The organism is Paracoccus sp. DMF-8, assembly GCF_029309835.1.
In the GTDB taxonomy this organism is placed as follows: Bacteria; Pseudomonadota; Alphaproteobacteria; order Rhodobacterales; family Rhodobacteraceae; genus Paracoccus.
In genome coordinates this window covers 599,175-611,257 of sequence record NZ_JARJHL010000010.1, presented here as the reverse complement: position 1 = coordinate 611,257, position 12,083 = coordinate 599,175, and the positions used below count along the sequence as shown (strand labels likewise).

Sequence of the window (12,083 nt, the reverse complement as noted above, 5' to 3'; positions counted from 1 at the left end):
AACCGGATGACCAAGACCGAGAAAACCCCAAGGGTCATTCTGGCCCCGAACCCCTCGCCCCTGACCGGGCCCGGCACGAATACCTTTCTGCTCGGCGAAAGAGAGATCGCCGTCATCGACCCCGGCCCCGACATCGCCGGGCATCTGTCGGCGATCATGGCGGCGGCGGGCAAGGGCCGGATCACCCATATCTTCGTGACCCATGCCCATCTGGACCATTCCGCCGGCGCCCGCGCCCTGGCCGATGCGGTCGGTGCCCCGATCCTGGCCTATGGTCCGGCGGCGACCGCGGGCCGTTCGCCCGTCATGCAGCGGCTGGCCGATCAGGGCTATCTGGGCGGCGGCGAAGGGCTGGATGCCGGTTTCACCCCCGATATCGCCCTGCGCGACGGCGATGAGGTCGCGTGCGATGAATGGAGCCTGCGCGCCCTGCACACCCCCGGCCATTTCGGCGGTCACCTGGCCTTTGCCCAGGGGGATGCCGTCTATTGCGGCGATCTGGTGATGGGCTGGTCCTCGACCCTGATCTCGCCCCCCGACGGCGACCTGACCGATTACATGCGGTCGCTGGCGCGGCTTGATGCGCTGTCGGCGGCGCGTCTGCTGCCCGCCCATGGCGATGCCATCGACGCCCCCGCCGCGCGCCTGGCCGAGCTTGCCACCCATCGCAGGCAACGCACCGCCCAGATCATGACCGCCCTGTCCGAAGGTCCCGCCGATGCCGAAACCCTCGCCCGCCGAATCTATGACGTGGCCCCCCGGCTGATGCCCGCCGCAACCCGCAACGTCCTGGCCCATCTGATCGCCCTTTCCGAAACCGGAGCGGTCTCCGCACCGCCCCGGATCACCGCAGATGCCGTATTTTCAGGGGTTTGAGGGTCATGCGAAAAAAATGCGACAACCCTCTGGACGCCCCCGAAAGCCGCAGCTATATACCCCTCGTGTTCCGGCGTAGCTCAGCGGTAGAGCAGTTGACTGTTAATCAATTGGTCGTAGGTTCGATCCCTACCGCCGGAGCCAAAAATCCCTGAAAATCCAGAGATTTATGAGCAAGCCCCTACAAGGGGCTTTTCTCGTTTCCGCTCGGGGTAACATCTGGGGTAACATTCGGCACACCAGATCTTGTGCCCATGTCCGCCTTGGTCAGGCGTTCATGCGCTGGCGCAGCGCGTCAAGGATTGAGAAAGGGCGCGGCCAAGACCGCGCCCCTTGATGCTGCGTTGGAATGGTTCAGCGCGCCCGCGCCGCCTCGATGGCGCGCGTCAGCAGGTTGTTGATGCTGTCGGTTCCGTAACCGACCCCGACCAGCACGTCGCGGCAGGCGGCTTCGTCGGCCGAGTCGGCGCGGTCCTGGATCAGCGATGCAGCCATCTGGCCGACGATGATTGTCTTGACGGCATCGGCGACATGGGGCGGCGCTTTGCGAAAGATGACGCCGTTACGCACCACGTCGGAAGGGTCGGCGGCGGGTTTGGTTTTGCTGCGGATCGCCATTATGCTGCCATCCCGAGGGCATGGCGCGTCTCGGCCCAGAGATCATGATTCTTTGCGAGATCCGCATCGTCGGCATTGACCCCAAAGGCGGCAAGGGCGGCCCATTTCGCCACCACATCGCGCGGGCAGGTCACAGGCATGCCGACGATCTGGTCGGCAAGCCCCTTCATGGTCAGCCAGACGTCAAGCGCGGCCTCGGGGGGCAGCGCAGCGCGGTCGATCCGTTCAAGGGCAAGCCACGCCCGCATGATGATCATGACCGGGCCGCCGGCATCGTCGTCGGCCATCAGCTCCGCGCGGGCCTCGGCGAAAAGCTGATCCGTGTCGATTGTATTGTAGCGGTTCCCGAACGGATCGTCCCCGTTGCTGGTGGTAAGGACAATCTTCGCCAGACCGTCGAGGGGACCGGACGCGGGCAGCAAGCCGATTTCGTTCTCGATGCGCCACATCTCGTCTGCGGTGATATCATTCACTTCATTCGAGATGCCGTGAATCGGCGATTCATGCAGGTAAAACCATGCGGCGAACAGGGTCTGGATGTCGTGGTCGGGGGTGGTCGCATTGGACGGCGCGCAGCCGGGCATGCTAGGGTCTGGACTCATTGAGTTTCAAAGCCAGTAGATGACGAGGGCAGCAAGTGCGATTGCTGACAAGAATACCTTGGGGCAACGGTCGTACCGGGTCGCCACACGCCTCCAATCCTTGAGCCTGCCGAACATGATCTCGATCCGGTTGCGCCGTTTGTACCGGCGCTTGTCGTACTTGACGGTTTTCTTCCGCTGCTTCCGGCCTGGGATGCAGGCGCGTATCCCTTTGTCTTTCAACGCTTCTCTGAACCAGTCGGCGTCATAGCCGCGATCCCCGAGCAGCCAATCGACATCCGGCAGGCTGCTCAGCAATGCCCGCGCGCCGATGTAATCGCTGACCTGTCCGGCAGTGACGAACAGGTTGAGGGGGCGCCCTGGCTGTCGCAGATGGCGTGCAACTTGGTGTTCATGCCGCCCTTGGTGCGACCAATCAGGCGCCCACGCCCCCTTTTCACGCCCATGCTGGTCGCGGTGCGGTGGGCCTTCAGGTAAGTGGCGTCGATCATCACGGTCTTCTTCTTCGCCGTGCCCGGCCGCCAGACCCGCCATCATTTGGGCAAAGATGCCCTTGTCGCTCCACCGCTTCCAACGGTTGTATAGTGTCTTGTGCGGGCCATAGGCTGCCGGGGCATCGCGCCACCGTAAGCCATTGCGATTGATGAAGATAATCCCGCTTAACACGCGTCGATCATCGACGCGAGGCTTGCCGTGGGACTTGGGGAAGAAAGGCTCAAGACGCGCCATCTGCGCGTCCGTCAACCAAAAAAGATCAGACATGGTCACCGCTCGCTTTTCGAACCGTGAATCACGCCGCCAGTCGGAAATCAATGGGTCCTGAGCCTAGTTTGTTTGCAAAGCTTTTTTCGTCTGTCAGATCAGATTCAAGCACCTTCTTGATGAACGCCTTGTTGCGGATATCATTCTCAAGGCCGAATGCTGTTAGTGCAACCTTCAACATGCGATAGTCCGAGATCAAATCATCTGCCGAGTTCACATTTTCCGCGCCTGCAGTGAAATAATCGCGTGAAATCTGCATCTGAGGCTCGTTAGTGAGGGCCTGGCGCTGCGCATCAGCGGTGCGCTCAAGAAGCTTCCAACCCGCATATCCACCATTGCCTACCATCACCGCATAGGTCATGCTACCGTCCTTCCCAACAGGCGTGCTTCGAGCTCCAACAAACGGCGCAAGCGCCGAAGACCAGGATAGGCACGATCGGCGACAAACTCTGCGCGTGCCTCGATAAGCGCATCTTGGCTCTCTGCATTGCGGAAAACATCGCTCAGCTGATCCAATCCTATCAGGATTTGTTCGCGCGCTTCAGTTGGATCGGCATCGCCGGACAGGATCAGTTGGGCTATATAACAGATCCGGGCGACCGGAGTGGTTGCGTCCTCCGGATGGATCGCATCCTTCAGCCGCAGTATGTTGGCATTGGCTGTGCGAATGGTGATCCGACTGCGGCGATCGCCGTTTTCAATGACCGCGCCATTCACGAGAACCCGTTCAAAAGGTGCCAGTTTGAGGACGAGCCCAGTCATAGGATCACATCCCCTCGCAACCCCTTCATGATCCGCTGGTTGATATCAATCAACGGATCGACCTCAGCTTCTCCGATCAGGACACGATGTCCATGCCGCAATGAAAAAATCGCCAAAGAAAGCAGTCCGGCACGCAGTTCATCAGGCATACGGTTCCCGGACAGAGCCAGATCATTGGCGAGAATGGTCCAAAGCTGGTTGTTTCGATCAACAGCCAGGATTTCAGCCTGCCGCCCCTCGGCTGCCTGTGCCTGGTGAAGCATATGCGTGACGCGCGAAAATGCTTCATATTCATTGTCGCGATCGGTGCGAACAATATCAGAGCCAAATCCGGCGATTGTCGTTCTGAACGGTGCGGGATTCAATATGATAACCTGTCAAAGTTGTTTGAATGGGCGCGCGGGGCGCCCAATGGACGCCCCGCTCAGGATATTAGCGGAACAGCGACAGGATCGACGACGGAGCCTGGTTCGCGATGGACAGCGACTGGATGCCCAGTTGCTGCTGCGTCTGCAGCGCCTGCAGGCGGGCGGACGCCTCCTCCATATCGGCATCGACAAGCGCGCCGACGCCGACTTTCAGCGAGTCGGACAGTTTGCCGACAAAGGTCGACTGGTCGCTGATACGCTTGGCGGTCGCGCCGAGCGTCGCTGCGCCGGTCAATACCGCATCCAGTGCAGTATCAACAAGTGCGAGCGAAGCTGCTGCAGTCGCGGTGTCCGTGATGGTCAGCGCGATCGCCGGTGCGAGAGTGCCGGTCAGATCAATACCCGTGATCGAGATATAGTGATCGGCGGCGACAGCAACGCCAGCGTTGGCAGAGGCAAGGAATTGACGCGCTGTGTTGTTGCTCAGCAAGTTCACGCCGTTCATCTGGGTCGTATTGACGATCGACGTCATCTGTTCAAACTTGCGAGTGATTTCCGCCTGAGTTTTGGTGCGCGCGGGCGCATCCATCAGGTCGCTGGTCGCACCGGCAACCAACTCCTTTACCTCTTTCAGCAGTTCGGCGACACTTTCCGCACCGGCCTGACCGGTCGCGACGACCGAGCCGGCAGCGTTCAGGTTGCTCTGGATGGTTTTGAAGGTCGTCTGTTCGCCTTCCATCACCTTGGAGATCGCCCAGATTGCGGCATTGTCCTTGGCCGTAGCGATGGATTTGCCGGTCGAGATCTCGTCCTGGGTCTTTGCCAGGTTGTTGTTGATGCTTTTCAGCGTTTGCAAGGCAACGATGGCGCTGTTGTTGGTCAGAATGCTGGACATATAGTCCTCCTGTCAAATGGCTTTAGCCATGTTTCTGAAATATTGGCCTTCTGACCAGCGGAAGATGTTTGAACTTCCGTGCTTCCTGCATTCGCCCGGTTTCGGGCTGATATCTTGAAATCATGGAACTGGCGCAATCTCAAGAAAATACCAGATCAATTTTTATTCAATACTTCCACACCAGTTCACCCCCGACCTCAGGGCTGATTTTTTCTCCCAGCTTGTCGTAGACATCAATTCGACCAGCTTCCGAAATTATTTTTTTCATCTGCTTGCGCGCCGCACCGATGCCGTCATGTGTCGATTGCGCGAGCGCCAGAATATCATCAAGCGCCCGCTGAATCTCAGAGTGGTCGGATTTGTCGATTTCACCATCTCTCAACTCACTTTCAAGTTGGTCGAACAGATATATCGCTCGATTCAGATCCAGATCGGAAATGGCAGTCCGGATTTCGGAAATATGTTCCATCAAATTCATCTGTGATTCCTTCAGATAGTTACCAGATCTATTTTCCTTGCTACGACCTCCGCGTAAGCGTCAATCAGAAAGCTGGCGAACTGCTCCTCTGCGTTGCCGCCCGAGAAACTTCCGCCTGATGTAAGCGGCCCCATCAATTTTAACGATTCGGAAAGGAATAGCTTATTCATGCCGGCCGCCGCATCGGATTTTTGCATTTGGACCCGTGTTTCCGTCACTGTCCTCAGGTCGATCATCTTAACTCCCTGTCAAGGATTGGCTCATTCCTTCTCATAACCGGAAGCAGTAAATATTTGGTAACCTTCGCCTGATAATCATCACTCAGAATTTGGAGCATCGCATGCAAATGGACCGCACCCTCGCCCTCCCCGCTGCCCAACCTCTCCATGAGCGAAGGCTGCCTTCAGAAAGCCGTCAAGAGTCTGTATCGGCAGAGGAATTTTCCACCGCTTTGTCCCGGAATTCGACGAATGACGTCGCCAAGTCTGCAAGCAGATCTACTTCGATCAATGAAGAAGAGAGGACAACCGGCAAGCGCGAAGATCATGTGACCGATGATCAGGATCGAGACGATTCCGTCGAGGAGGAAACCTGTCCACCAGAACAGATGCTTGAACAGAATCGACATGTCATTTCTTCGCCGCAACCAGCGAACCCTGCAGGTTCGGAAAGCATGGTTCGCGCGAACGGAAGCTCTGCCGAAGATGAATCTGATGCAGATGTTGTGCCGCTCCCCAGCCTTTCAACAGTCGCCGTCGGCGGACAAAGCAATAAAGACCTAACGTCGCATCAGCCTGCAGATCGTGATGGTGAGATCATCTCGCGATCGGGTGTTGATGAAATCAGGGCATCTCGAAGTGATTCGATCACGGCTGTCGGCTCTGATGCCAATGGTCATATTCTGGAATATTCTGCCGCCGAGGACCTCACGAAAGGTTTCAGCAATCAGAACGGCGAAGGCGATCAACAAAGCCTGGCCGATGACGGCGCGACACAGGGCGGAGGTCATCAGGATTTCGACGTCCTGATGACGGTTGAAACAGCGCAAAGGTCCTCGATGCCCTTCGCCGACATGTCTGCGACGGCCGCAAGCAGGTTCAGAAACCTTGCCAATCGAATCATCGTTCAGGTCGGAAAATCTGAAAACGGGGATCTGGATGTCCACATGTCACCAGACGAACTTGGCGCCTTGCGGATATCCTTTTCAAATGGCGACAGAACCACGTTGGTCATCTATGCAGAGCGCCCCGAGACGCTGGATCTGCTGCGCAGAAACGCTGACAGCCTTCACAGAGAACTGAGGGATGCAGGATTGTCCGATTTCAATCTGGATTTTCGCTGGAACGACAGTCAGCCGGGTCAGAACGATCAACGTCCGGCAATTCTTTTAAACAGTATCAGGCATGAAAGCCACGACGAGATCGATGCTGCCGGACCTCGGCATATAGCACTCTTTTACCCACTCCAAGGCGGCACCGCCAATTCTGAAAATATCGACATAAGGCTTTGACATGACTAGCATCAGCCAGGTTAACAACTTGCAGAATCAACAACGAACCAATTCGACCGCGACCGGCAGCGTTCTGTCCAATGGTGATTTCCAGACGTTTCTGACCATGCTGACGGCGCAGATCAAGAATCAGGATCCCCTCAATCCAATGGAAGGGACCGATTTTGCCGTGCAGCTTGCGACATTTTCGGGGGTAGAGCAGCAGGTTAAAACCAATACATTGCTGACAGCGCTGGCTGAAAGCTCGATTCTTGGTGATCTGTCGAAATACAGTGACTGGATCGGCCGCGAAGTCGCATCCAGCGCCCCGGCAAGCTTTGACGGCACGCCTCTGGCCATCAGCGTGGCGCCGCCCGCCTCGGCGGATACCAGCTTTCTTGTGGTCAAGAATACCTCTGGCATTGAAGTGGCCCGGCTGCCGGCCTCGACGACAGCCACCGAAATCACATGGTCCGGCGAGACGGCCTCTGGCGGCACGCTTGAACCCGGCACCTACAGTTTCACGGTCGAATCCTTCAAGGACGGCAGCCTTGCCTCGACGTCCCAAGGTTACACCACGGCTCAAGTCACGGGTGCCGAACTCAAATCGGATGGCGTCGTTCTGACGTTGGCAGGCGGCTCATATGCCTATGCGCACGAGATCATTTCGATTCGATAGGGCGTCCGATGGAACGCGCGCGACAACCATATTTGTCAGTGGCTTTTTGTCAGGCGGCAGGCAACCAGATGGTGAACGTGCTTCCCTGCCCCGGCGCGCTCTCGGCGCGGATCTGACCTTCATGGCGGTTGACCAGCGTCTGGCAGATGGACAGCCCGAGCTCGGTGCCCCGGCGGCCTCTGGTGGTGTAGAATGGATCGAATATCTGCGCGACGGTTTCGGGCGCCATCCCCTCTCCATTATCGCGCAGGGTCAGGGCGATGCCCGGGCGCTCGCCGAGGGTTTGATCCTTGCAGCCCAGGATCAGCGTCCCGCCATTCGGCATCGCCTGAATCGCATTCGTGGCAAGATTGACCAGAATCTGCTGCAGCTCATGAACATTCATGGCAATCAACCCGGTCGAGTGCAGATCCGTCCGATAGTCGATCCCGCTCAGGAGATGCTGGATCAGCGGGCGCAGATCGGCCGCGACCTGCGACGGATCGTTCAGAACCGTTGCGCCGGCGAATTCTTCGGGGCGGGCGAATTGCAGAAGCTGACTGACCAGCGCGCCGATCCGGTGAACCTGCTCATCAATCAGCGCAAGCTCGGCCGGCGTCTCGCAGCCCTGTTCGTCAAGGATCAGGCGCAGCACGTCGACATTGCCCTGAATCACCGCAAGCGGGTTGTTGATTTCATGCGCGACGCCCGCCGTAACCTCGCCGATGGTGGCGAGTTTTTCCGACAGGACCAACTGCCGCGTCGCCTCGGCCAGGGCCCGATTGGCCTGTGTCAATTCGGCAGTGCGTTCCTCGACCCTTTGGTTCAGTCCCGCGTTCAGCGCGCGCAGATCGTGATCGCGCTGCTGCACAAGATCCAGCAAACGGTCCAGATGTCGGGCGAGACGCAGGATTTCATCCGCCCCCCTGCGCTGTTCCACCACCGCGCCGGATATGGTGCGCGCCCCCATATCGCCGTTTTCGACCCGCGAAATCGTGCGCCCCATCGCTTCGAGCGGGCGGAATATGCCCCGCGCCCAGGACAGGAACAGCGGCAGAAACAGCAGCAAGGCGATGAGAAAGGCGCCACTGCTGATCGCCCAGGTCACCCGCCGCGCATCGCGATAGGGCGCCTTGGGGATCCCCGCGTAAAGCATCCCGACCCTTGCGCCGGAAACATCCGTCAAAGCCTCATAGGCCGAGATATAGGGCGCGTTCACGACCATCGCCGTGTCGTGCCAGCTGCCGCCCTGATCCAGCACCCGCGCGCTGACCGGCGCCGACGCACGGGTGCCCAGGGCGCGCGCGCCGCCTTCGGGTCGCAGCGTCGTTGCGATGCGGATATCGTCCAGAAACAGCGTGGTGACACCCAGATCGAAGCCGCGCGCGATATCGCCTCGTGCCCCATTCGCCGATGCCGGATAGACCAGTTCGTTGATCCGGTCGACAAAACCGGTGTTGTTGTTCAGCAAGATCCCCCCGACCAGCCGCAGGCGTTGCCCATCCGGCAGGATGACGGGGGCCGAGGCGTGGATGACCATGCCGCGCGCCTCGGTCCGGGCTGGCTGCCGGGGATCGGCCAGCAGAACCAATGCGCGGCGCGGAAGATCGGGGGAAAGTTGGCTCAGGGTCTGGGCTTCCAGCACGACAATGCCGGTTTCTTCGGGCAGCGCCGGGGTTCCGTTGCGGTGTCGGGGCTGGTAGGCATCAGCCAGCAACAGCAGGTAATCCAGCCCCAGCCTGTCCCGGTTTTCGGCCAGAAACCCGGCAAGGTCGCTTTCGATCCGCTCACGAAACGCCACCGAACCCGCCAGCGCAGCAAGCTGGTCATCGGTGCTGGCGATCAGATGCATCAGATATTGCTGGGCCACGGTGAGGTCGCTGGCCACCCGCGCGGCAAGGATCTGGTCCGTGCGCCAGATCCAGCGCTGCATGGTGATGCCGATCAGCAGCGGCATCAGGATCAGCATGGGCAGCAGGGCAATCATCAGCAGCCGCGCCCGAACCGAACGGCGGGGCGTGGATTCAGTCCCGGTCAAGCGGAGGCTCTGCGGGGGGCGGGATTTCGGGCAGGATTTCGGGCGGGAAGCGGCCAAGGATCAGGGCGCGTTCGATCAGATTGCGCAATTCGCGGACATTGCCGGGCCAGGTCATGGCCTGCAGCGCGGATTGGACCTCGGGCGGGATCGGGATCTGCGGCAGGCCCAGATCGCGCGACTGGCGCTGCATGAAAAGCCGGGCCAGTTCGATCACGTCACCGCCACGCTCGCGCAACGGCGGCATCCGCAGTTGCACGATATTGATGCGGTAATACAGATCAGCGCGGAAACGCCCTTGCGCCACCCGCGCCTCCAGGTCGGTGTTGGTGGCAAAGACCAGCCGCAGATCGGTCGGCAATTCGCGTTCCGCGCCTAGGGGACGGATCCTGCGATCCTCGATCACGCGCAGCAGCTTGGCCTGCGTGGCCAGCGGCAATTCGGCGATTTCGTCCAGAAACAAGGTGCCGCCCTGCGCATGCAGAAACAGCCCCTCGCGATGGGTGGTGGCGCCGGGAAAGGCGCCCTGAAGATGGCCGAACAGTTCGGAATCGACCATTTCCTCGGGCATGGTTGCGCAGTTCACGGGGATAAAGGGACGCTCGCGGCGGGGGGACAGATCATGGATCAGCCGGGCAACGACCTCTTTGCCGGTGCCCGACTCTCCGGTCAGCAACACGCTGGAGGGCAAGGGGGCGACGCGGTCCACGGTGGCGCGGATCTCCTCGATCGCGGGCGAGGTGCCGATCAGGCGGTCAAGGCGCAGGCTGGCATCGGCACCGCGCCGCAATTCCTGTCGCAGGGCCTGATTTTCGGAACGCAGCCAGCTTTGTTCGACCAGACGCGCCACCGCCGACAAAAGCTGGTTCGACCGAAAGGGCTTGAGGATCAGATCCGCCGCCCCCGCCTGCATCGCCTGAATGGCGGTTTCCAGATCGGCAAAGGCCGAAATCAGCACGACCGGCGGCACGAAACCCTTCTCGCGCTGCAGCCGCAGCCAGTCCAGCCCGCGATCATTGCCCAGAATATTGTCGAGAACGATCACGTCGAAATGTTCGACGGCCAGCCAGTCGGCCGCCTCGCCGACGGTGGCGGCAAGCTCGATCCGGCGGCATTGCGGGCCAAGGATCCGGGCCATGAAATTGCGCATGCCGGGTTCGTCGTCGACAACCAGCACAGAGGCCTGCGCCAACTGCCTGCCAAATGCGGCATTGGCCCTTGGGGCGGCCGTGATCGTGCTGGCAGCGGACATCATCCCTCCTGTCCCCGAAACGGGCATCTGGGGCAAAGCCCGTATAGGCCGCATTTTGCCCTCTGAGGGCCAAGGGGGTCAAGGCGTCCCCTGCCCCGCAACGCCATCCCCAAGCGCGGCAATGCAATCGGCCAGCGCATTGACCATCGGCGACGGCGGGTCGCGCTGCGGCAGCAGGACGGCATGGGCCAGTCGCAAGCCGCCGCCCGCGATTTCGCGCAGGATGATGTCATCGTCCGGGGCCAGCAGCGCCGCGAAACATTCGGGCACCAGCGCGCACCATTGACCCAAACGCAGATGCGCCAGCACACCGTCCAGCGTCGCGCAGGCAATGGATGCGGCGACCTGCCTTGCGTCGAGATGCGCGGCAATCGCGCCGTCGACGCTGCACAGGGGCTGGGTGATCGCCTCGCGCCAGGTGATCGTCGGATCATCGGCAAAGGGGTGACCCGACGGGCAGGCGAAAATCAGTTTCTGCGGTCCAAGCGGCAGGGCGCGCAAGCCCGGCACGGGACGGCCATCGGTTTCGCTGACTGCGCCGTCAATGTCGAAACGGCCGATCGCCCCGGCAATCTCCGGGGCGGGCAGCAGGCTGATCGCGATCCGGGCCAGCGGGTTGCGTGTTTCGAACAGGGCCGAGATCTGCGGCACCAGCGGCATGGCGGAAGCCACAACCCCAAGCCGCAGCCGCCCGGTCAGGCCGCCCTTGCGCCGCCCCATCAGATCATCGCGCAGATGCCCGTAATCCGCCAGGATCTGGCGTCCCCATTGCAGGACCTTCTGCCCTTCGGCCGTCAGCCCCATGAAACGCTGGCCGCGCAGGATCAGGGTCGTGCCCAGATCCTCCTCGAGCTTGCGGATCGCCAGCGACAGCGCGGGCTGGCTGACACCGCACAGGGCCGCCGCGCGACCGAAATGCTGCTCATCGGCCAATGTGACAAAGAAATCCAGATGGCGGATCAGCATGATGCGCTGCCGTTCTGACAGGCTAGGCGGAGGCTTTCGTTATGTATATATAAACATAACGAACAGGGGGCGAATCGCCCTGCCCGTCTGGTTCCCAAGGCTGGTAACGCCATCGCCGCGCGCCCTTTTGCTGTCGTGGGGCCGGTCAGCGGCCTTCACAGTTTCATGATATGCGTTGCATATTGCACGATAATTTCAGTTAATCAAAAAATAAACTCGTTGCACCGCAATGGATTGCCAATTCATTGTAAAATGGTCGGATTTTCTGTGGCGGCGCTGTGCTGCCATTTGTCGCTGCACTGCAACAAAACCGTCCAAACCC

15 protein-coding genes and 1 tRNA gene are annotated in these 12,083 nt (G+C 60.2%); 4 read left to right on the top strand and 12 right to left on the bottom strand.

Features of this window, described 5'->3' with window-relative positions; genetic code table 11:
* The first annotated feature begins 6 nt into the window (after window positions 1-6).
* Window positions 7-876, top strand: a complete 870-nt coding sequence (locus PE067_RS10265; protein ID WP_276189296.1) for an MBL fold metallo-hydrolase — start codon at window positions 7-9, stop codon at window positions 874-876.
* Window positions 877-945: 69 nt separating this feature from the next.
* Window positions 946-1,020: transfer RNA gene (locus tag PE067_RS10260), tRNA-Asn, on the top strand.
* A gap of 210 nt (window positions 1,021-1,230) precedes the next feature.
* On the opposite strand, the gene PE067_RS10255 is transcribed toward PE067_RS10260, so the two are convergent.
* From PE067_RS10255 to PE067_RS10215, 9 genes are all read right to left on the bottom strand, one after another.
* On the bottom strand, window positions 1,231-1,494 hold the full coding sequence (locus tag PE067_RS10255; protein WP_276189295.1) for a hypothetical protein: 264 nt from the start codon (window positions 1,492-1,494) through the stop codon (window positions 1,231-1,233).
* On the bottom strand, window positions 1,494-2,078 hold the full coding sequence (locus tag PE067_RS10250; protein WP_276189294.1) for a hypothetical protein: 585 nt from the start codon (window positions 2,076-2,078) through the stop codon (window positions 1,494-1,496). The genes PE067_RS10255 and PE067_RS10250 overlap by 1 nt, the downstream gene beginning before the upstream one ends.
* 24 nt (window positions 2,079-2,102) lie before the next feature.
* Window positions 2,103-2,858, bottom strand: coding sequence for an IS5 family transposase (locus tag PE067_RS10245; protein WP_276189293.1), 756 nt, complete (start codon window positions 2,856-2,858; stop codon window positions 2,103-2,105).
* Window positions 2,859-2,886: 28 nt separating this feature from the next.
* Complete coding sequence (locus tag PE067_RS10240) at window positions 2,887-3,219, bottom strand: DUF1217 domain-containing protein (protein ID WP_276189292.1); 333 nt, start codon at window positions 3,217-3,219, stop codon at window positions 2,887-2,889.
* Window positions 3,216-3,620, bottom strand: a complete 405-nt coding sequence (flbT, locus tag PE067_RS10235; RefSeq protein ID WP_276189291.1) for a flagellar biosynthesis repressor FlbT — start codon at window positions 3,618-3,620, stop codon at window positions 3,216-3,218. The genes PE067_RS10240 and flbT overlap by 4 nt, the downstream gene beginning before the upstream one ends.
* On the bottom strand, window positions 3,617-3,985 hold the full coding sequence (gene flaF, locus PE067_RS10230) for a flagellar biosynthesis regulator FlaF (protein WP_276189290.1): 369 nt from the start codon (window positions 3,983-3,985) through the stop codon (window positions 3,617-3,619). Before flaF ends, flbT begins: the two co-directional genes overlap by 4 nt.
* A gap of 67 nt (window positions 3,986-4,052) precedes the next feature.
* The gene (locus PE067_RS10225) at window positions 4,053-4,883 is read right to left on the bottom strand and encodes a flagellin (protein WP_276189289.1); all 831 of its coding nucleotides are present in this window, start codon (window positions 4,881-4,883) and stop codon (window positions 4,053-4,055) included.
* A 166-nt stretch (window positions 4,884-5,049) separates the two neighbouring features.
* Window positions 5,050-5,361, bottom strand: coding sequence for a hypothetical protein (locus PE067_RS10220; RefSeq protein ID WP_276189288.1), 312 nt, complete (start codon window positions 5,359-5,361; stop codon window positions 5,050-5,052).
* A gap of 11 nt (window positions 5,362-5,372) precedes the next feature.
* Window positions 5,373-5,597, bottom strand: a complete 225-nt coding sequence (locus PE067_RS10215) for a hypothetical protein (RefSeq protein WP_276189287.1) — start codon at window positions 5,595-5,597, stop codon at window positions 5,373-5,375.
* Window positions 5,598-5,701: 104 nt separating this feature from the next.
* On the opposite strand from PE067_RS10215, the gene PE067_RS10210 reads away from it, so the two are divergent.
* Window positions 5,702-6,871 (top strand): flagellar hook-length control protein FliK, encoded by a 1,170-nt coding sequence (locus PE067_RS10210; protein ID WP_276189286.1) that lies wholly within the window; start codon window positions 5,702-5,704, stop codon window positions 6,869-6,871.
* Window position 6,872: 1 nt separating this feature from the next.
* Entirely contained in the window at window positions 6,873-7,529 is a 657-nt protein-coding gene (locus PE067_RS10205; RefSeq protein ID WP_276189285.1) for a flagellar hook capping FlgD N-terminal domain-containing protein, read from the top strand.
* 49 nt (window positions 7,530-7,578) lie between these two features.
* Here the strand turns inward: PE067_RS10205 and PE067_RS10200 are convergent, their stop codons facing one another.
* The 3 genes from PE067_RS10200 to PE067_RS10190 form a co-directional block, all read right to left on the bottom strand.
* Window positions 7,579-9,546 carry a cache domain-containing protein gene (locus PE067_RS10200; protein WP_276189284.1) on the bottom strand — a complete coding sequence of 656 codons (1,968 nt, stop codon included), beginning with the start codon at window positions 9,544-9,546 and terminating at the stop codon, window positions 7,579-7,581.
* Window positions 9,533-10,795, bottom strand: a complete 1,263-nt coding sequence (locus PE067_RS10195; protein ID WP_276189283.1) for a sigma-54 dependent transcriptional regulator — start codon at window positions 10,793-10,795, stop codon at window positions 9,533-9,535. Before PE067_RS10195 ends, PE067_RS10200 begins: the two co-directional genes overlap by 14 nt.
* A gap of 78 nt (window positions 10,796-10,873) precedes the next feature.
* On the bottom strand, window positions 10,874-11,761 hold the full coding sequence (locus tag PE067_RS10190; protein ID WP_276189282.1) for a LysR family transcriptional regulator: 888 nt from the start codon (window positions 11,759-11,761) through the stop codon (window positions 10,874-10,876).
* Between the last annotated feature and the right edge of the window lie 322 nt (window positions 11,762-12,083).

Coding starts and splice junctions, on each gene's coding strand:
- PE067_RS10205 (WP_276189285.1), top strand. CDS start 6,873: ATGACTAGCATCAGCCAGGTTAACAACTTGCAGAATCAACAACGAACC.
- PE067_RS10215 (WP_276189287.1), bottom strand. CDS start 5,597: ATGATCGACCTGAGGACAGTGACGGAAACACGGGTCCAAATGCAAAAA.
- PE067_RS10245 (WP_276189293.1), bottom strand. CDS start 2,858: ATGTCTGATCTTTTTTGGTTGACGGACGCGCAGATGGCGCGTCTTGAG.
- PE067_RS10255 (WP_276189295.1), bottom strand. CDS start 1,494: ATGGCGATCCGCAGCAAAACCAAACCCGCCGCCGACCCTTCCGACGTG.
- PE067_RS10250 (WP_276189294.1), bottom strand. CDS start 2,078: ATGCCCGGCTGCGCGCCGTCCAATGCGACCACCCCCGACCACGACATC.
- PE067_RS10195 (WP_276189283.1), bottom strand. CDS start 10,795: ATGTCCGCTGCCAGCACGATCACGGCCGCCCCAAGGGCCAATGCCGCA.
- PE067_RS10220 (WP_276189288.1), bottom strand. CDS start 5,361: ATGAATTTGATGGAACATATTTCCGAAATCCGGACTGCCATTTCCGAT.
- PE067_RS10265 (WP_276189296.1), top strand. CDS start 7: ATGACCAAGACCGAGAAAACCCCAAGGGTCATTCTGGCCCCGAACCCC.
- PE067_RS10240 (WP_276189292.1), bottom strand. CDS start 3,219: ATGACCTATGCGGTGATGGTAGGCAATGGTGGATATGCGGGTTGGAAG.
- PE067_RS10225 (WP_276189289.1), bottom strand. CDS start 4,883: ATGTCCAGCATTCTGACCAACAACAGCGCCATCGTTGCCTTGCAAACG.
- flbT (WP_276189291.1), bottom strand. CDS start 3,620: ATGACTGGGCTCGTCCTCAAACTGGCACCTTTTGAACGGGTTCTCGTG.
- PE067_RS10210 (WP_276189286.1), top strand. CDS start 5,702: ATGCAAATGGACCGCACCCTCGCCCTCCCCGCTGCCCAACCTCTCCAT.
- PE067_RS10190 (WP_276189282.1), bottom strand. CDS start 11,761: ATGCTGATCCGCCATCTGGATTTCTTTGTCACATTGGCCGATGAGCAG.